This is a genomic window from Thermomonas mangrovi, from assembly GCF_028201335.1.
GTDB lineage: Bacteria > Pseudomonadota > Gammaproteobacteria > Xanthomonadales > Xanthomonadaceae > Thermomonas > Thermomonas mangrovi.
In genome coordinates this window covers 82,735-99,201 of the sequence record NZ_JAPEVV010000009.1, presented here as the reverse complement: position 1 = coordinate 99,201, position 16,467 = coordinate 82,735, and the positions used below count along the sequence as shown (strand labels likewise).

Sequence of the window (16,467 nt, the reverse complement as noted above, 5' to 3'; positions counted from 1 at the left end):
CGAGGCCGCCAGCATACGCCGCTGCGCTCAGGCCTTCGGCAGCTCCAGCACCATCTCGAAGCCGCCGAAGATCATGCGCTTACCATCGAACGGCACTGGCGGGTTGTCCGGATTGGCCGGGTCCATCCGCGGGTCCTGCATCAGCCGCGCCATGCCGGCGTCGCGGGTGGCCTTGTCCGGCCACTCGACCCAGGAAAACATCACCACTTCGTCTTCGGTCGCGGCGACCGCGCGATGGAAGTCGGTGAGCTTGCCGTGCGGCACGTCGTCGCCCCAGGCTTCCACCACGCGGGTGGCGCCGACTTCGAGGAACAGCGGGTCGAAGCGCGCGGCGTAGTCGACCACCTCCTGCCGGCGGGCGGCGGGGGCGGCGATCACGAATCCATCGATGTAGGCCATGCGGGGCTCCTGTGCGCGGCGCGGGATGCGCCTCTCCTGTCGCGACGAACGGGGGTGGGCGGTTTCGACACCCTCACTCGGTGTCGTCGCGGCCGACGAAGTCGTCCCAGCGACGGCGGCGCAGGAACGGCATCCGCGCCTGCGCCCAGAACCCGCGCGGCACGGTCTCCAGCTTCATCACCCCGTATTCGGCGGGCCATTGCCCGCGCGGCGGCAGCCGGTGCGTACCCAGCAGGCGGTCGACCAGCGGCAGGTGGATCGCGTAGTTGGCGTCGACGTAGGCGCCATCGCGGGCGTGGTGCCAGTGGTGGTAGCGCGGGGTCACCAGCAGCTGTTCCAGCGGGCCGAAATCCAGCCGCAGGTTGGCATGCGCGAGCACCGCCTGCAGCCCGACCAGGACGACGTAGGCATTGATCGCCGAGGGGCTGAAGCCCAGTACCACCAGCGGCATCAACACCACGCTGCGGGTCAGCAGGATCTCCAGCAGGCGCATGCGCGACCCCGCCAGCCAGTCCATGCGTCGGCTGGAGTGATGCACGGCGTGGAAGCGCCACAGCCAGGGCACGCGGTGGTAGGCCCGGTGCAGCAGGGCCTGGGCCAGGTCGGCGACGAACACCGCGAGCAGGAACTGCACCCACGGCGGCATCGCCTGCACCCAGGCGCGCACCGCCGGGAAGGCGACCAGCGCGGCGACCGTGGTGGTGGAGGCAGTGACCGCGATCAGGATGAACTGGACCAGAACGTGACCCATGAAGAAGTAGGCGAGGTCGGTGCGCCAGCCGGGGCGCAACGGCGCCATCGGCCGCACCGGCGCCAGCCGTTCGATCGGGATGAACACCAGCGCCGAGAAGAACAGCGAGATCACGAACCAGTCCAGCCCCAGCGAGAACGGAGTGGCGTCGATCGGATCGAAGTGGACCGTCGCGCCGCCCAGCAGCACCGCGATCGCGGCGCTGCCCACCCCGAGCATCGCGACCCGGCGGTCGCGGCCGCGCAGGATCGCCAGGGTGCCGGTGGCGAACGCGGCGACCAGCCCGAACAGCAGCAGGTGGCGGGCGAAGGCCTCGCTGTACGCCGCGCGGAAATCGCGGCTGGTGAGCTGCTCGGGGAAATGGAAGCAGAGCACGCCGAGCAGGGCGGCCAGGCCGAGGCCGGCGGACAGGTGCGCCAGCCAGGAACGGCGCGGTGCGATCGGATGCGTGTTGTCGTGCATGCCGGGGTCCCGGGCCACCGGGTGGTGGGCGCAGGCGCATCGTAAGCGGATGCCGGCGCTTGGTTCATCCTGCATTGCACGCAACACGGCGCCCGCGGCCTAGACTCGTGGCATTCCCGCCATGCGCCGCACGATGCCCGTTCGTTCCTTGATCGCCTTGCTCTGCCTGTCGCTGGCGGCCTGCGCCCGCGAGGCACCGACGCAGACCAATGCCGGCGCGGAACAGCCGGTGACCGCGGCCCCGGAAGTGCAGCGCGCCCCGCAGCCGGTCATCGACTGGTCGCCGGTGCGGCTGGAGGCGGGCGATGCCTGGATCGCGTGCAGCGCGGACTACCACGCGGGCGAGGGCCGGCCGGTGCTGTCGCTGGCCTACACCGACCTGCGCAAGCTGATGCAGGACTGCCGCGCCACCGGCCTGGTGCGGGTGCGCTATGTCGGCAAGGTCACCGCCAGCTTCGCGGCCCTGGCCGAGCGCACCGGCGACGTCGCCGGCGACCTCGGCATCGGCAAGCGCATCCTCGACCTGGATTCGGTCGGCGGGCATGTCGAAGCCGCGATCCGCGCCGGCGACGCGATCGGCGAGAACGACTGGACCATCTGGGTGCGCGGCGACTCGCATTGCTACAGCGCCTGCGTGCTGCTGCTGGCCGCCGGCGACATGCGCGTGGTCGCCGGGCCGGTCGGCATCCACCGCATGATCCGCGTGCGCTCCGCCGCGACCTCGCGCAAGGAACTCGGCGCCGAGTTGCGCCAGGTGAGCGAGGACCTGCGCAATTACCTGGAGCGCAATGGCGCGTCGGTCGAGGTCTACGACCTGATGACCACGGTGCCGAACCGCACCCTGCACCTGCTCGACGACGCCGAGCTCGCGCGGCTGGGATTGTCCGGCGAGAACGCGGTGGAGGATGACCTCGACCGCATCCGGCTGGCGCGCCAGTGCGGCACCGATTTCCTGCGCCGTCGCGACCTGTTCCGGCGCGCCTACGAGGTCCAGTGCCTGCAGCCAGCCGACGGCAGCGAGCCCGATGTCGACGCGATCAACGCCTGCGGGCTGGGCCTGCGCGAACGCTTCGGCTTCCCCGACCCGCGTTGCCCCGAGGCCAGCCCGATGGCCGAGCTCGATGGCGTGGTGCTGGAGATCCCCGACCTCGCGGTCGAGCCGGTGGACGCGGTCCCGGGCGCCGCGGCCGACGCCGTGCCGGCGGTGGACGCATCGCAGGCGCCGCGCTGAGTCAGGCGTCGGCCTGCGCCGTGGCCTGCGCGCCCTCGCGTTGCGCCAGGTGCTGGCCGAAGCGGTAGCCGGCGGCGCCGACCATGCACAGGATCGCGACGAGTGCCATGCCGAGCAGGATCTTCTTCATGGGGTGCTGCATGCGGTCTGGGGATGTGCATCCACGCTAGCGCAGGCCACGATGCACGGGACGTGCGCGAAGTCAGCCAACCTTCGGCAGGGATCAGTCGCGTTCGAACGCCTGCAGGTCCTCGAACAGGCGCAGGTTGCGGCGGATCCCATCCGCGCCATCGTCCATGCGCGCAAGCAGGTCGTGCGGCCCGCGCGTGCGGCGTGCCGACCACCACCAGGTGGCCAGGGTCCCGGCGATGCCGATGGCCAGGCTGATCCAGATCCAGGTCGGCGTCGGCCCCGGCAGGCGCGCCGGCGACAGGCCGGCGAAACCGATCACCACCAGCACCCACAGCACCCACCACGGCGCGCCGCAGACGTTGGAGTTCAGCACCTGGAGCCGCAGCAGCTGGCGCAAGCGCTTTTGGATGGACAGCACCGGGGCCGCAAGGTCGAGGCTCATGGCCAGTCCGGCGACGATGCCGGCGAAGGCGATGTGCAGGACGCCGAACGCGTGCAGCGCGATGCCGGCGGCGAGCAGGCCGGGGACGTCGAGGTTGTTGCGCCAGCAGCCAACGCCGAGCAGCACCAGTCCGATGCCGAGCAATGCCTGCAGCGCCATGCCGAACAGCAGCGGGCGCAGGTGGCGGCGCGCCTGCGCCTGCTTCTGCCCGCGCAGCAGTTCCAGTTGCAGCGCGTCTTGGCGGGCCAGGCGGGCGTCCAGCGCCTGCCAGGCGGATTTCAGGTCGTCGAGTTCCATCGTCGTGTCCATGCGGTCCAGGTCGGTCAAAGTTCGTCGCGGACGCGCTGCTTGAGGCGCCCGATCTTGGTGGAGACGTTGCTTTCGGTGATGCCGAGGATCTCGGCGATCTCGCGTTGCGGGCGGTCGTCGAGGTAGAGCAGCAGCAGGGCGCGGTCGAGCGGCGGCTGCCGCTGGATGAAGCGCTGGAGCACGCGCACATGCTGGTCGCGTTCGTGGTCGGCGCCACCGGCGTCGGCGACGTCGTGCAGCCCTTCGTCCAGCGGCACCGCATCATGGCGCGCCCGCATGACTTGCTCGCGCACGTGGCTGATCGCCACGTTCAGCGCCACGCGGTACATCCAGGTGCTGAAGCTGCGCGTCGGGTCGTACTTCGGCCACGCGTGCCAGAGCTGCGTGCAGATGTCCTGCACCAGGTCGTCGCGGTCCTCCGGCCTGCGGGCGTAGCTGTTCGCGACCTTGAACACGATCCCGCGATGCCGCTGCAGGCGCTCGCTGAAGGCCTCGTGGCCGTTGGTCGCGGTCGTGGCGGACATGCTGGCGGCCATCGTATCCATGGAATCCCCGGCGCGTTGCGTGCGCCTCTCGAATCCATGATTCGCGCCAGCGTGCGGAATCTCACACGGTGGCGAAGCACATCGTCAGGGGGCGGCGAGCACCCGGATCTCGACGTCGCCCACCCGCACCACCTGGCCGGCGCGGATCTTCGCGGTCTTGCGCAGTTCCGCCACGCCATCCACGCGCACCGCGCCGCTGGCCACCAGTTGCTTGCCGGCGCCGCCGGAGTCGCACAGGCCGGCCAGCTTCAGCAACTGGTTGAGTTCCACGAAATCGCGGTCGAGCTCGAAGTCGATGCTGTCCATCCGGGCAGGATACCGGTGCCGCGCCGCGGGTGTAGGCTGCGCCTCCCATTCCCGTTGGAGCGACCCATGCTGGCCTACGCCACCCTCGGCACCCGCGACCTCGCGCGTGCCGCCGCCTTCTACGATGCCGTGCTCGCCCCGCTGGGCGCCAAGCGCTTCATGGAAGAACCCGACTACTTCATCGCCTGGGGCAATTCCGAACACGGCGCCGGCCTCGGCATCACCTATCCCTTCGACAAGCGGGCGGCCACGGTGGGCAACGGCTGCATGGTCGCGCTGGGCGCGGCCAGCCGCGAACAGGTGGATGCAGTCCATGCCAAGGCGCTCGAACTCGGCGGCAGCGACGAGGGCGCGCCCGGGCAACGCTATCCCGGTTTCTACGCGGCGTACTTCCGGGACCTCGACGGCAACAAGCTCAACTGCTGCTACATGGGCGATTGAGCCTGCGGCTCAGGGCAGCGGCACGCGTGCGCGCTGCCCGTCGCGTTCCACCACCACCCCGTCGCGGCGGATCTCGACCACGCTGAGCCCACCGCTGCGGTCGCCCTCGGCCATGCGCTGCCCGTCGAGGATGACGAAGCGCCGCGCCGGGGTTTCATCCCACATGTGCATGGTCAGCTTGACCGGCGGGAGGCCGGTGGCATCGAGGTCGGGGACAGCCACGGCCATCGATGCCGGCGCTGGTGCCGATGCCGGTGCCGGGCGCGGCGGTGGGGCAGCGGGTGCGGTGGGCGCCGCGGGAGGCACGATGCCGAGGCCGGACGCGGGCATCGCGGTCGGCGTCGCCGCCGCCGGGCCCGAAGCGCTGGGCGCCGATGTCGCGGGGGCGGGGGTGGGTGCCTGCCGACGCACCACCACCGGCGGTGCGGGCACGGCGTCCGCCTCGCTGGTGTCGGCCGCAGGCACCACGTCGGCGGACGGTTCCGACGCGCGGTCGTCGCGCAGCATCCACCAGCCCGCGGCAGCGACCGCGAACACGGCCACGGCGAGCGCGGGCCAGGTCCAGGCCGGGATGGCGCGGGTGCGCGTCGCCGGCACCGGCGGCAGTTCCATCGCCACGTCGGGGGCCAGGCCGCGACGGCGTTCGGCTTCCGACTTGCGCAGGGCTTCGAGGATCAGGGACATGGGCGGGCCTATTCGAGCACGCGCGCAAGGCGCGGGCCGGCGTCGTCGCTGGCCAGGGCCATCAGGGTGAGCGGGCCGGCGATGCCGTCCGTCGGCAGGCCGCGCGCGGCCTGCACGGTGCGCACGGCATCGCGCAGCCCCGCATCGTAAGGGGTGCCGGCAGCGGCGGCGGAGGCGGTTGGCAGCCGTGCACGGATCCAGTCCACCGCAGGCCCCGCGTCGCCGACGCGAGGTGCGCTGGCGAGCGTTGCAGGTCCGCGCCAGAGCCCGGCGTAGCGGCCATCCCAGCGCGCCTGCAACAGGGCCCGGTCAAGGTCCACGGTGCGGCTGCCGATGCGTACACGCGCGCGCCGTGCATCGGCGCCGAGCAGCACGGCCCAGGCGCTGGCGTCGCCATCGGCCAAGCGCAGCAGCAGCGGGCGGTCCAGCGCGACCAGCGCCTCGAGCCGGTTGTTGCGTCCCGACACGCAGTGCACATCGGCGCTGGCGGCGGTCGCGCAGGGGCCCGCCGGATCCACGGTGATCGCGTCGCCGGGCAGCGACCACAGCGACAGCAGGTGTTGCCACGCGGGCACCGGGGTATCGCCGGTGGCCCCGATCAGCGAGGCCAGCGCGTCGGCTTGCAGCGTCGGCACCGGGGGCGGTGCAGGCTTCGGGGTCGGCGTGGCCACGGCAGGCGTGCTGGCGGCATTGGGCATGGTCGCGGCCTTCGCAGGCGGCACCGGGGCCGGCGTCGGCGACAGGCGCGGCCACAGCAGGGCACCCGCGGCGACCACCGCGACCACGGCCGCGGCGGCCAGCCACGGCCAGCGCCGGCGTGCCCGCGGCGGCAGGACCTCGTCCGCGGCGGCATCGACCAGGCGCGCGTCGATGTTGGCGGCGTCGCGCGCATAGCCGGCCAGCAGCGCACGTTCGGCGATCACGTTGAGCAGGCGCGGCACGCCGCCGGAGCGGGCATGCAGGCGGCGGATCGCCTTGGCCTCGAACGGGAATTTCTGCCCGCCCGCGACGCGCCAGCGGTGGCGCAGGTATTCGGCGGTCTCCTGCGCATCCAGCGGGGTCAGGTGGTAGCGCGCGGTGATCCGTTGCGCGAGCTGGCGCAGCTCGGGCCGCGCCAGCAGGCTGCGCAGTTCGGGCTGGCCCAGCAGCAGGATTTGCAGCAGCTTCTGGGTATCGGTCTCGAGGTTGGTCAGCAGGCGCACCTGCTCCAGCGCATCGGCCGGGAGGTTCTGCGCCTCGTCGATCAGCAGCACCACGCGCAGGCCTTCGGCGTAGGCCTCCAGCAGGTAGGCGTTGAGCGTGTCGACCAGGGCCTTGGCGCTGCCGCGCTTGCCCTCGATGGGCAGGTGCAGTTCCTCGCAGATGGTCTCCAGCAGCTCGGTGCCATCCTGCCGCGGATTGAGCACGAGCGCGATCCGCGCATGCGCCGGCAATTGCTCCAGCAACAGCCGGCTCAGGGTGGTCTTGCCGGTCCCGACCTCGCCGGTGAGCTGCACGAAGCCGCCGCCGCCGCCCTTGTCGATGCCGAACAGGAGGTGCGCCAGCGCGTCCCGGTGGCGCTCGCTGAGGTGCACGAAGCGCGGGTCCGGGGTGATCGAGAAGGGCGCTTCGCGCAGCCCGTAATAGCCCAGGTACATCCGGCTAGCCTGCCACGGCGCTTGGCGCGGTGCACGCGGGCTCAGTCATGTTCGGCGACCTGCTTGGCCTCGCTCACGCCCAGCAGCTCCGCATGTTCGGCGCGGTCGTTGCCGCGGCGACCGGCCAGGAGGCCCTGCGCGAACACCACGCCGAGGATGATCGCCACGCCCAGGTAGAACCGCCCACTCAGTTCCTGCTGCTCGCCGAACAGGAGGGCGGCCAGCACGATCGCGTACACCGGCTCCAGGTTCACCGAGAGCTGCGCGGTGAAGGCCGAAAGGTGGCGCAGGGCGACCAAGCACAGGGCGAACGGGAACAGCGTGCAGGCCAGCGCCAGCACCACCAGCCACAGCGCGTCCATGCCCGCGGGCAGGACCAGCAGCGGCCCGGCGAATGCGGGCACCAGCAGCGGCATCAGCGGCGCCAGCAGGGTCAGCACCAGGGTGCCGGCGCCGAGTTCCAGCGCGGTCACGGTCAGCGGGTCGCCGGCATCGACCATGCGCTTGTTGAGGCTGCCGAACAGCGCCACCAGGCAGGCCGACGCCACCCCGGCGACGATCCCCGCGTGCATCCCGGCCGGCACGCCGCCGACCACCAGCCAGATCCCGGGCAGCGACAACACGCCCAGCGCGAGGTCGCGCGGCTGGAAGCGCTGGCGGGTCAGCAGCGGCTCCACCAGCGCGGTGATCGGGGTGGCGAAGGCGATGCAGGTGGCGGCGACCGACGCGTTCGACAACTTGATCGCGCCGTAGAAGGTGAGCCAGTGCAAGGCGACCAGCGCGCCGATCCCCGCGTACGCCCAGCGCGTGCGCGCCGGCAACGCGCGCAGCCCGCGCCAGACCCGCGGCAACAGCGCGAGCGCGGCGACCACGATCAGCATCCGCCACCACACCAGCGGCAGCGCCGGCAGGCTGATCAGCTTGCCGAGGATCGCGGTGAAGCCCCACAGCAGCACGCACAGGTGGATCTGCCAGAGCGCGCGGGTGGTGTCGGAGGTCGCCATCGGCGCATTATCGCGGCACCGGAGGGGCCACATGCGCAACGACGACCTCGAACACCTGCGCGACCTGTTCTCGGCGTTCGCGCCGGTCGCGTTCAAGGCGATGTTCGGCGGGCACGGGATCTACCGCGACGGGCGCATCCTCGGGATCGTGGTCGACGGGGTCCCTTACCTGAAGGTCGACGAGGCCACCCGCGGCGACTTCGAGGCGGCCGGCAGCGCGCCGTTCGCCTACGAGGCGCGCGGGCGGGTGGTGGCGATGCGCTACTGGCGCGCACCGGACGCCGCGCTCGATTCGCCGGAGGACTTCCGTCCGTGGGCACGCCGCGCCTGGGAAGCCGCGCTGCGCGCGCCGCTCCCCAAGCCGAAGAAACAGGCCGCGGCGCCGCCGCGGAAGCGGCCTCGCGCGCGCTGAGCGACGCCTCAGGCGGCGGGTGTGTCGTCCGCCTCCCGCCGCGCCTGCGCCTTCGCCAGCAGGTGTCCGTTGGCGGCCCAGGCCATGCACACCGCGGCCCCGACCAGCATCGCCAGCGCCGGGGTCCCGGACAGTGCATCCACCCCGGTCTTGACCCAGGCGCTGGCCATGTCGCCTGCACGGTAGACCACGCTGTCGGTGAAGTTCTTGGCCTTGTACTTGGCGCTGTCGGTGACCGCGGTCCACAGCATCTCGCGGCCGGGGCGCATGAAGCCGTATTCGCCGGCGCGGCGCACGATCATCACCGCGACGAACACGCCGAAGCTGGGCGCGAGCGCCAGCCAGGCGAAGCCGGCGCCCACCAGCAGCGGCACGCCGACCAGCAGCACGCCGATCCCGAGCCGTTGCGCGATCCGCCCGGTGATGAACAACTGCGAGACGATCGCCAGCGCCTGCACGGTGGCGTCGATCAGGCCGAACACCCGCGTCTGCGCCGCCTTGTCCGGGAACGCCGCCTCGACCAGCCGCGCCTGCTCGATGTAGAGGAAGGTGTTGGCGCTGGCCAGCAGGACCACGAACAGCGCGATGCCCAGCATGTACGGCGAGCGCAGCACGTCGACCAGGCCCGCGAATGGATTGCCGCCAAGCGGGCGTGCCCGGCCATGCGCGGCGTCCGTCGCCAGCGGGTGGGCATCGCGCCAGCGTTGTACCCGCCAGGCGGCGATCCCGGCCCCGCCGAGCAGCGCCGCCGACAGCAGCAGCAAGCCGGCATGGTCGATCGCGCCGACCAGCGCCACCCCGAGCAAGGGGCCGGCCAACCCGCCGGCGCTGGCCCCGGCCGCGACCGCGGGGAACAGGCGCTTGGCCTCGCCGGTGGAGAACAGGTCGACCAGCACGCTCCAGGCGAGCGAGATCGCGATCATGTTGAACACCGACAGCCAGACGTAGAAGCCGCGCGCCAGCCAGACGTCGTCCGGCGCACGCAGCAGGCCCAGCGCGAACAGCACCAGGTTCGCGGCGAAGAAGCCGTACACCCAGTACAGGATGCGCCGGCGCGCGACCCGCGAGGCGATCCAGCCGAACAGCGGCATCGCCGCCACGGTCGCGACGAAGGTGCCGGTGAACAGCCAGTGCAGGTTGTCCACGCCGCCGGTGATGCCCATGGTCTCGCGCACCGGCCGCAGCATGAAATAGCCGCAGAACAGCAGGAAGAACAGTGCGAAGCCGCCGAGCACCGGGCGGGCTTCGTGGGCCTGCAGGCCGAGGGCGCGGGTGAGCAGGCGTCGCGTCATGCAGGCGGTCCGGGCGGGGAGGCGCCAGCGTCGCCGACGCCGTGGCCGCGGTGCAGTGCCGGATGGCACGTGCCGCGGGTCAGGGTCAGCCCTGCGCGAGCCGTGCCATCAGCGCCATCGCGGCGGCGGGATTGCGGGCCTTGGCCGCGCTGATGAAGTAGACGAACACCTCGCGTGGCATGGCCGGCGCGGGCACCGCCTCGAGTTTCGGCAGGTCGGCCGGTTCGCCGCCGGCCGCCCACAGGCGTGCGCGTGCCGCCCACGCCGCCAGTTCGTCATCGGGATAGCCGGTGGCGATGTCGGCCCGCGTGCGCATCAGCCGCGCGTACACGAAGTCGGCGGTGACATCGGCGAACGAGGGATGGTCCGGCGAATCGGTGTACACCGTGGCGAAGCCGTGCCGCCGCGCCAGTGCGAGGTAGTCGGCATCGACGAAGGCGGGGTCGCGCACGTCCAGCACGTGGCGCAGCCGGTGGCCGCCAGCCTGCGCCGGCAGCAGCGCGCAGAACGCGGCGAAGGCGTCGCGGTCGAGGCGGAGGCCGGCATCGAACTGCCACACGATCGGCCCCAGCTTGGCGCCGAGTGTGGCGATGCCGCCGACGAAATCCTCCACCTGCGGCCCGGTCCTCGCCAGCTGGCGCGACTGCATGATCCGCATCGGCGCCTTTGCCGAGAACACGAAGCCGCCCGGCGCCTCGTCGCGCCATTTCGCGTAGGTCGCCGGCTTCTGCGCGCCGTAGTAGGTGCCGTTGATCTCGATCGCGCCGACATGGCGGCTGGCGTATTCGAGCTCGCGGCGCTGGACCAGGCCCTTCGGGTAGAAGTTGTCGCGCCACGGCGCATAGGTCCAGCCGCCGATCCCCACGCGGATGCCGTCGGTGGTGCGGCGGGTGTCGTCGAACAGGTCCATCGCGACGAGGATAGCCGCGCATGACCGATGGCGCATCGCGCCGCGCGCGGGCGGGCGGCATACTCGCGGCTTCTTCGGGATTGGGTGGAGTGTGCGCGATGCGGATCCGGACCTTGGCGCTGTCGCTGGCGATGACCCTGGCCGCCGCGGCCCCGTTGCAGGCGCAACAGGCGCCGCCGATCCGCGTCGACGACACCGCCGCGTCGCTCGTCGCGCCCGGCCCCGACGCCGCGCGGCTGGCGCGCTTCGACGCCTTCGTCGCCTCGGTGCAGGCGCAGTTCGACGTGCCCGGCGTCGCGGTGGCCATCGTCAAGGACGGCCAGGTGGTGCTGGAGCGCGGCTACGGCGTGCGCAAGCTCGGCGAGCCGGCCAAGGTCGACGCGCACACGATGTTCGCCATCGCCTCCAACACCAAGGCGTTCACCGCGGCGGCGCTGAACATGCTGCAGGACGACGGCAAGCTGAAGACCACCGACCGCGTCATCGACCACCTGCCGTGGTTCCGCATGAGCGATGCCTACGTCACCCGCGAGATGCGCATCCGCGACCTGCTGGCGCACCGCAGCGGCCTGAGCCTGGGCGCCGGCGACCTGCTGTACTGGCCGACCACCACCTACACTACCCGCGAAGTCGCCGAGCGCCTGAAGGACGTGCCGCTGACCGGCGGCTTCCGCGAGCAGTACGCCTACGACAACATCCTGTTCGGGGTGGCGGGGCTGGTGGTCGAGTCGGCCTCGGGGATGTCGTTCCAGCAGTTCCTGCAGACCCGCATCTGGGATCCGCTGGGCATGCGCGAGACCCGCTACAACAGCGACGACCTCAAGCCCGGCGACAACGTCGCCACCGGCCACGCCAAGTTCGACTTCAAGGACCTGCGCCCGGTCGGGGTGACCAGCTGGCGCAACGTGTCCGGCGCCGGCGGCATCTATGCCAGCGTGCACGACCTGTCCAAGTGGATGAACGCGCAGCTGGCCGGCGGCGAGATCCCCGGCAGCGGCGGCAAGCGGCTGTTCTCGGCACAGCGCCAGCGCGAGATGTGGACCATGCTCACGCCGATCCCGGTGGGCAAGCCTTCGGTGCCGGAGCTCGCCGCGGCGGCGCCCAATTTCCTCGGCTACGCGCAGGGCTGGCAGCTGTCCGATTACGCCGGGCACCGGCTGGTGTGGCACACCGGCGGCTGGCCGGGCCAGGTCTCGCGCCTGACCCTGTTGCCGGACGCGCGCATCGGCGTGGTGGTGCTGACCAGCGCGGAAGCCGGGGTGGCCTTCAACGCGATCACCTACGAGGCGCTGGACATGATGCTCGGCACCGGCGGGCACGACTGGCTCAAGGGTTATGCCGCCGCGTTCGCCAAGGCGCAGGGCAATGCCGACGAGGACTGGCAGAAGCACGTGGCCGCGCGCGACGGCGCGTCGAAGCCTTCATTGCCGCTGGCGAAGTACGCCGGCACCTACCGCGACCCGTGGTACGGCGACGTCGTGATCCGCCAGGGCGCGAAGGGGCTGGAGATGCAGTTCGCCAAGACCGCGGAGCTGCTGGGCGACATCGAGCACTGGCAGCACGACAGCTTCATCGTGCGCTGGCGCGACCGCGGCCTGAACGCCGACGCTTTCCTGAATTTCTCGCTGGATGCCGACGGCGCGATCCGCGAGCTGCGGATGGAGCCGGTGTCGCCGCTGACCGACTTCAGCTTCGACTTCCAGGACCTGCGGCTGGCGCCGGTGCCGGCGCGCTGAGTCTCAGCCTGGCCCCGCGTCCAGCGCCGCCTCGGCGGCCTCGGCGCGGGTACGCGGCCTGGCGTGGTGGCGCGGGATGTCGTCCGCGTCGAGCAGGGCTTCGATCCGGTTGAACACCTCGGCGCGCGAAAACGGCTTCTTCATGAAGTCGTCGGCGCCGATGCGCTGCACGTAGAATTGCTCGGTCGCCTGCGCGTTGCCGCTGATCATGATGATCGGGACGTCCTTCGTCGCCGGGTCGCGGCGCAGTGCGCGCAGGGCGTTGAAGCCGTCCATGCCGGGCAGGACGATGTCGAGGAAGATCAGGTCGGGGACTTCTCGCCGCGCGATCTCGATCCCGGTCTCGGCGTCGTAGGCCTCGAGCACCTCGAACTGGTTCTGCTGCAGCATGCGCTTGAGCAGGGCGACGATGGTGGCGGAGTCGTCGACCACCAGCACGCGGGTGCCGATGCGGGCATTGCGCCGCGTCTTCTGCCTGCGCTCCGGGCCACCGTGGTCGGCCGCCCCGGCGTCGGCGGAATCGTCGATCCCGGCGTCGTCGACCGGTGCCGGTACGGCCACGGGCGCCGGCACCTGCGGCGAGGCCGGCGCCGGCTTGCGTCTCAGGAAATCGAAGAAGGCCATCGTGCCCTCCGGCTTGGCGTCCCCGCGATCTTACCTGAACGGGTTTTCGGGCTCAGCGACGCGCGTGCATGTCGGTCGCCAGCGCCGCCATCGCGTACAGGCGGGCGATGCGGCCCCACGCCAGCGCCATGGCGGCGAGGCTGGATACGCCCAGGCCCAGCAGCAGGGCGCCCATGCCGGGACCGTCGACGTGGTGGCGCAGCGACATCGCCAGGGCGAACAGCGCGAACCCGACCAGGCTGGTCACCAGCCACGCCGCGAGCACCGCGACCGGGCGGCGCAGCAGCAACTTGACCCCGCGCCACCAGGCCTTGAGCACAGAGCGAAGGCGCCCGTCGGCGGCGATCCAGCCGCGGCCGGCCTCGAGGCTGGCGTGCGCCAGCACGAACAGCAGGCCGCCGACGACCAGCGCGATGCGCCGGCCGGTGTCGAGTTCGGACGCGAGCACCGCGTGTTCGTGCGCATCGGCATTGGCGCCGGCGATGGCCGCGCCGACCGCGATCGCGGCGCCCAGCGGCAGCGCCGACCACAGCAGCATGCGCAGCATCGGGCCGTATTCGCCGATCGCCCCGCGCAGCAGGTCGCCGAAGCCCAGGCGTGCCGGTGCGCGGATGGCCGCGATGGTGGCGCCGGCCAGCAACGGGGAAGCCAGCAGCATCAGCAGCCCCGCGGCCAGCACGCTGCCGCCCAGCAACGCCACCGGCGCCTCGCGGGACATCACCGCGTCGGCGAACAGCGCGGGCGCCTCGCCGTTGGCGATGGCATCGGCATGCACCGAATGGTCGAAGGCGGCGCCCAGCCAGCCCCACGCCGGCAGCGCGGCGAGCAACGCGCAGGCGAGGGTGATGAGCGCCCACAGCACCCACAGGCGCCATTGCATGGCGCCGCGCAGGCCACGGCCGATGGCGGCGACGGTCGAGAGCGAAGTCGTGGACATGGTCGGGCGCCTCAGACGAAGGAGAAGAATGCGAACAGGGACTGCAGGATCGCCGCGAAATCGCCGAACCAGCGGCGCTTGGCGCCGGGGTTCGCCTCGATCGTGCGGCTGTCGTCCAGTTCGGAGCGATCCATGTGCACGCGACCCTCGGGGTCGAGCTCGGCCGACACCGCCTTGGACGACGTGTCGAAGGTGAAGCGCTGCCAGCTGCGGCTGCTGGTCACCGCCACGTCGCGCTTGCTGCCGTCGGCGAAGGTCACGCGCAGGGTCTGCGGCGCGATCACCCCGTTGCGGCGCACGACCACCACGGTCTCGTACGGGAACGGCCCCTGGCCGGGCTTGGCGTCCGGATGCTTGGCCTTCCAGGCATCGCGGCGCGCCTTGATCGCCTTGTCCAGCTGGGCGCTGCCGACCAGCACCTGCTTGCCGTTGAACATGCGGTAGCCGGGCAGCGGCAGCACTTCGCGGCTGTCGAGGCGCGAGATGGTGTCGTCGATGCGGCCGGTGCCGTAGATGAAGGCATCGAACACGCCGTCCACGATGGCCGGCTGGCCGGTGCCTTCGGCCAGCGCATCGCGCAGGTCGGCGATCGACGGATGGCGGAACTTCCAGCGCGCGTAGTACAGCTTCATCGCGCGCTCCAGCGCCGGCGTGCCGACCTGGGCCTCCAGGTGGTGCATCGCGGTCGCGGTGCGCGAGTACACCGTGCCGTAGCTGCCGCTGGACAGTCGGTCCCAGGAATTGCCGCCGAGCGGGTCGGCGGGGTCGCCCAGGTTCGCGCCCAGCCGCTCCATCATGAACGGGGTGATCCGCGCGCCGGCGCCGAACCAGCGGCTGCCCGGGCGTTCCAGCGCGATGTCCTGCTTGCGCTCGGTCATCATCCGCTGGTCCCAGTACTCGTTCATGCCCTCGTCGAGCATGGGCTCCTCGAATTCGTTGCTGGCGAGGATGCCGTAGAAGTAGCCATGCCCGAACTCGTGGATGGTGACGAAGTCGAGCATCCAGCGGCCGATGCTGCCGGGCGCCACTTCGGTGGTGCTGTCGGCGGTGAAGAAGGTCGGGTACTCCATCCCGCCCGCCTCGCCGGCGCCGTAGGGCGGCACCACCGCAGTCACGGTCTTGTAGGGATAGGCGCCCAGCGTGCGCGAGAAGTAGGCGAGCGAATCGATCGTCGCCTGCATCACCGGCTCGGCGTTCGAGGTGTACTCCGGCGTGTACAGCACCTTGACCTCGACCGGGCCCAGCGGGCCGTTCCAAGTCTTGACCATCGGCTTGGCGTAGCGCTTGTCGGCGGTCCAGGCGAAGTCGTGGACGTCGTCCTGCAGGTAGCGGTGGGTGGCCTTGCCGCCCTTCTCGACCGGCTTGCCGGCGAGCATGCCGGTGGCCCCGACGATGTAGTCCTTCGGCACCGTGATGCGCACGTCGTAGCTGCCGAAGTCGGCGAAGAACTCGCTGTGCAGGTGGAATTCGTGGGCGTTCCAGCGCGGGGCGGTGGCGCCGCGCTCGCCGGGCAGTTCCAGCACCGCGATCTTCGGGAACCACTGCGCCACCAGGTGGAAGCTGCCGTAGTAGCCGGTGCGCGCGACCACCCGCGGCAACTGGTCGAAGAAGTCGATGTCGAGGGTGGTGCTGGCGCCGGGGGCGACCGGCTGCGGCAGGTCGATGCGGACCACGCTGCGGTCGGTCTTCGGGCCGCCATCCGGCTGCACGAAGGTCCACGTCGCCGGGGCGCCGCCCTGCGCGACCTTGTCCAGGCGGATGTAGCCGTATTCGCCGTCCTGGGTCTTGACGTTGCTGCGGAAGCCGCTTTCGCTGGCCCGCTGCTCGGTCATGAAGGTGCTGCCCGGGCCTTCGAAGCCGTTGAGGTAGAGGTGCAGGTAGACGCTGCACACCGGCTGCGCGCTGCGGTTGCGCCAGGTCAGCGCCTGCTTGCCCTTCAGGGTGTGCTTGACCGGGTCGAGCTCGGCGTCGATGGAGTAGGCGACGGTGCGGTTGGAGAGCGTCGGCTCCTTGCCGGTGCGCGGGCCGCCCCAGGCATCCGGCGCGCTCGGCGTGCGCACGGCGGCGGCATCGGCGCCCGCCAGCGGGATCGCGGGGCAGGCCCCGGTGGGCGCGGCGGCGAGCGCGGGCGCGCCCCACAGCGAGGCCAGGACGAGCAGCAGGGCGGCACGGGTTCGGCGCATGGCGGGACCAGGTGAAGGGCAGGTGAAGAC

At 71.6% G+C, this 16,467-nt stretch carries 18 protein-coding genes; 4 read left to right on the top strand and 14 right to left on the bottom strand.

Annotated elements, in window-relative coordinates; genetic code table 11:
* Window positions 1–27: 27 nt before the first annotated feature.
* Together ON759_RS12960 and ON759_RS12955 are read right to left on the bottom strand one after the other, a co-directional pair.
* The gene (locus ON759_RS12960; RefSeq protein ID WP_271680811.1) at window positions 28–399 is read right to left on the bottom strand and encodes a DUF1428 domain-containing protein; all 372 of its coding nucleotides are present in this window, start codon (window positions 397–399) and stop codon (window positions 28–30) included.
* Window positions 400–472: 73 nt separating this feature from the next.
* Window positions 473–1,612, bottom strand: coding sequence for a sterol desaturase family protein (locus tag ON759_RS12955; RefSeq protein ID WP_271680810.1), 1,140 nt, complete (start codon window positions 1,610–1,612; stop codon window positions 473–475).
* A gap of 133 nt (window positions 1,613–1,745) precedes the next feature.
* Between ON759_RS12955 and ON759_RS12950 the strand changes: the two genes are divergently transcribed.
* A complete protein-coding gene (locus ON759_RS12950) occupies window positions 1,746–2,843 on the top strand; it encodes a hypothetical protein (RefSeq protein ID WP_271680809.1) in 1,098 nt (365 codons plus the stop codon).
* A gap of 1 nt (window position 2,844) precedes the next feature.
* Here the strand turns inward: ON759_RS12950 and ON759_RS12945 are convergent, their stop codons facing one another.
* The 4 genes from ON759_RS12945 to ON759_RS12930 all read right to left on the bottom strand — a co-directional run bounded on the left by ON759_RS12945 (window position 2,845) and on the right by ON759_RS12930 (window position 4,577).
* Window positions 2,845–2,973, bottom strand: a complete 129-nt coding sequence (locus tag ON759_RS12945) for a hypothetical protein (protein ID WP_271680808.1) — start codon at window positions 2,971–2,973, stop codon at window positions 2,845–2,847.
* A gap of 93 nt (window positions 2,974–3,066) precedes the next feature.
* Window positions 3,067–3,726 (bottom strand): hypothetical protein, encoded by a 660-nt coding sequence (locus ON759_RS12940; protein WP_271680807.1) that lies wholly within the window; start codon window positions 3,724–3,726, stop codon window positions 3,067–3,069.
* A gap of 14 nt (window positions 3,727–3,740) precedes the next feature.
* The gene (locus ON759_RS12935) at window positions 3,741–4,250 is read right to left on the bottom strand and encodes a sigma-70 family RNA polymerase sigma factor (RefSeq protein ID WP_271680806.1); all 510 of its coding nucleotides are present in this window, start codon (window positions 4,248–4,250) and stop codon (window positions 3,741–3,743) included.
* Between the two features lie 105 nt (window positions 4,251–4,355).
* Entirely contained in the window at window positions 4,356–4,577 is a 222-nt protein-coding gene (locus ON759_RS12930; protein WP_271680805.1) for an RNA-binding S4 domain-containing protein, read from the bottom strand.
* A gap of 66 nt (window positions 4,578–4,643) precedes the next feature.
* On the opposite strand from ON759_RS12930, the gene ON759_RS12925 reads away from it, so the two are divergent.
* Window positions 4,644–5,018 (top strand): VOC family protein, encoded by a 375-nt coding sequence (locus ON759_RS12925; protein WP_271680804.1) that lies wholly within the window; start codon window positions 4,644–4,646, stop codon window positions 5,016–5,018.
* Window positions 5,019–5,027: 9 nt separating this feature from the next.
* Here ON759_RS12925 and ON759_RS12920 read toward each other — a convergent pair whose 3' ends face one another.
* Genes ON759_RS12920 through ON759_RS12910 form a run of 3 tightly spaced genes read right to left on the bottom strand, consistent with a single transcriptional unit; the run spans window position 5,028 to window position 8,343 of the window.
* Window positions 5,028–5,702, bottom strand: a complete 675-nt coding sequence (locus tag ON759_RS12920) for a general secretion pathway protein GspB (RefSeq protein ID WP_271680803.1) — start codon at window positions 5,700–5,702, stop codon at window positions 5,028–5,030.
* An 8-nt stretch (window positions 5,703–5,710) separates the two neighbouring features.
* Window positions 5,711–7,339: an ExeA family protein gene (locus tag ON759_RS12915; RefSeq protein WP_271680802.1), complete on the bottom strand. Its 1,629-nt coding sequence runs from the start codon at window positions 7,337–7,339 to the stop codon at window positions 5,711–5,713.
* Window positions 7,340–7,380: 41 nt separating this feature from the next.
* Complete coding sequence (locus ON759_RS12910) at window positions 7,381–8,343, bottom strand: DMT family transporter (protein ID WP_271680801.1); 963 nt, start codon at window positions 8,341–8,343, stop codon at window positions 7,381–7,383.
* Between the two features lie 31 nt (window positions 8,344–8,374).
* Between ON759_RS12910 and ON759_RS12905 the strand changes: the two genes are divergently transcribed.
* A complete protein-coding gene (locus ON759_RS12905) occupies window positions 8,375–8,755 on the top strand; it encodes a TfoX/Sxy family protein (RefSeq protein ID WP_271680800.1) in 381 nt (126 codons plus the stop codon).
* Window positions 8,756–8,763: 8 nt separating this feature from the next.
* Here ON759_RS12905 and ON759_RS12900 read toward each other — a convergent pair whose 3' ends face one another.
* Both ON759_RS12900 and ON759_RS12895 read right to left on the bottom strand, forming a co-directional pair.
* Window positions 8,764–10,047, bottom strand: coding sequence for an NTP/NDP exchange transporter (locus ON759_RS12900; RefSeq protein ID WP_271680799.1), 1,284 nt, complete (start codon window positions 10,045–10,047; stop codon window positions 8,764–8,766).
* A gap of 85 nt (window positions 10,048–10,132) precedes the next feature.
* A complete protein-coding gene (locus ON759_RS12895) occupies window positions 10,133–10,957 on the bottom strand; it encodes a DUF72 domain-containing protein (RefSeq protein WP_271680798.1) in 825 nt (274 codons plus the stop codon).
* Window positions 10,958–11,055: 98 nt separating this feature from the next.
* Between ON759_RS12895 and ON759_RS12890 the strand changes: the two genes are divergently transcribed.
* Complete coding sequence (locus ON759_RS12890) at window positions 11,056–12,693, top strand: serine hydrolase (RefSeq protein ID WP_271680797.1); 1,638 nt, start codon at window positions 11,056–11,058, stop codon at window positions 12,691–12,693.
* 3 nt (window positions 12,694–12,696) lie between these two features.
* On the opposite strand, the gene ON759_RS12885 is transcribed toward ON759_RS12890, so the two are convergent.
* The 3 genes from ON759_RS12885 to ON759_RS12875 are packed head-to-tail and all read right to left on the bottom strand — an operon-like array spanning window position 12,697 to window position 16,437.
* A complete protein-coding gene (locus ON759_RS12885) occupies window positions 12,697–13,317 on the bottom strand; it encodes a response regulator (RefSeq protein ID WP_271680796.1) in 621 nt (206 codons plus the stop codon).
* Between the two features lie 52 nt (window positions 13,318–13,369).
* Window positions 13,370–14,254 carry a hypothetical protein gene (locus tag ON759_RS12880; protein WP_271680795.1) on the bottom strand — a complete coding sequence of 295 codons (885 nt, stop codon included), beginning with the start codon at window positions 14,252–14,254 and terminating at the stop codon, window positions 13,370–13,372.
* An 11-nt stretch (window positions 14,255–14,265) separates the two neighbouring features.
* Window positions 14,266–16,437: a M1 family metallopeptidase gene (locus tag ON759_RS12875; RefSeq protein WP_271680794.1), complete on the bottom strand. Its 2,172-nt coding sequence runs from the start codon at window positions 16,435–16,437 to the stop codon at window positions 14,266–14,268.
* Window positions 16,438–16,467: the final 30 nt, after the last annotated feature.

Bases quoted from the DNA above. Each gene is read 5' to 3' on its own strand.
- ON759_RS12925 (WP_271680804.1), top strand. From the start codon at position 4,644: ATGCTGGCCTACGCCACCCTCGGCACCCGCGACCTCGCGCGTGCCGCC.
- ON759_RS12885 (WP_271680796.1), bottom strand. From the start codon at position 13,317: ATGGCCTTCTTCGATTTCCTGAGACGCAAGCCGGCGCCGGCCTCGCCG.
- ON759_RS12875 (WP_271680794.1), bottom strand. From the start codon at position 16,437: ATGCGCCGAACCCGTGCCGCCCTGCTGCTCGTCCTGGCCTCGCTGTGG.
- ON759_RS12915 (WP_271680802.1), bottom strand. From the start codon at position 7,339: ATGTACCTGGGCTATTACGGGCTGCGCGAAGCGCCCTTCTCGATCACC.
- ON759_RS12895 (WP_271680798.1), bottom strand. From the start codon at position 10,957: ATGGACCTGTTCGACGACACCCGCCGCACCACCGACGGCATCCGCGTG.
- ON759_RS12930 (WP_271680805.1), bottom strand. From the start codon at position 4,577: ATGGACAGCATCGACTTCGAGCTCGACCGCGATTTCGTGGAACTCAAC.
- ON759_RS12905 (WP_271680800.1), top strand. From the start codon at position 8,375: ATGCGCAACGACGACCTCGAACACCTGCGCGACCTGTTCTCGGCGTTC.
- ON759_RS12920 (WP_271680803.1), bottom strand. From the start codon at position 5,702: ATGTCCCTGATCCTCGAAGCCCTGCGCAAGTCGGAAGCCGAACGCCGT.
- ON759_RS12960 (WP_271680811.1), bottom strand. From the start codon at position 399: ATGGCCTACATCGATGGATTCGTGATCGCCGCCCCCGCCGCCCGCCGG.
- ON759_RS12935 (WP_271680806.1), bottom strand. From the start codon at position 4,250: ATGTCCGCCACGACCGCGACCAACGGCCACGAGGCCTTCAGCGAGCGC.
- ON759_RS12950 (WP_271680809.1), top strand. From the start codon at position 1,746: ATGCCCGTTCGTTCCTTGATCGCCTTGCTCTGCCTGTCGCTGGCGGCC.
- ON759_RS12945 (WP_271680808.1), bottom strand. From the start codon at position 2,973: ATGAAGAAGATCCTGCTCGGCATGGCACTCGTCGCGATCCTGTGCATG.
- ON759_RS12940 (WP_271680807.1), bottom strand. From the start codon at position 3,726: ATGGACACGACGATGGAACTCGACGACCTGAAATCCGCCTGGCAGGCG.
- ON759_RS12890 (WP_271680797.1), top strand. From the start codon at position 11,056: ATGCGGATCCGGACCTTGGCGCTGTCGCTGGCGATGACCCTGGCCGCC.
- ON759_RS12910 (WP_271680801.1), bottom strand. From the start codon at position 8,343: ATGGCGACCTCCGACACCACCCGCGCGCTCTGGCAGATCCACCTGTGC.
- ON759_RS12900 (WP_271680799.1), bottom strand. From the start codon at position 10,047: ATGACGCGACGCCTGCTCACCCGCGCCCTCGGCCTGCAGGCCCACGAA.
- ON759_RS12880 (WP_271680795.1), bottom strand. From the start codon at position 14,254: ATGTCCACGACTTCGCTCTCGACCGTCGCCGCCATCGGCCGTGGCCTG.
- ON759_RS12955 (WP_271680810.1), bottom strand. From the start codon at position 1,612: ATGCACGACAACACGCATCCGATCGCACCGCGCCGTTCCTGGCTGGCG.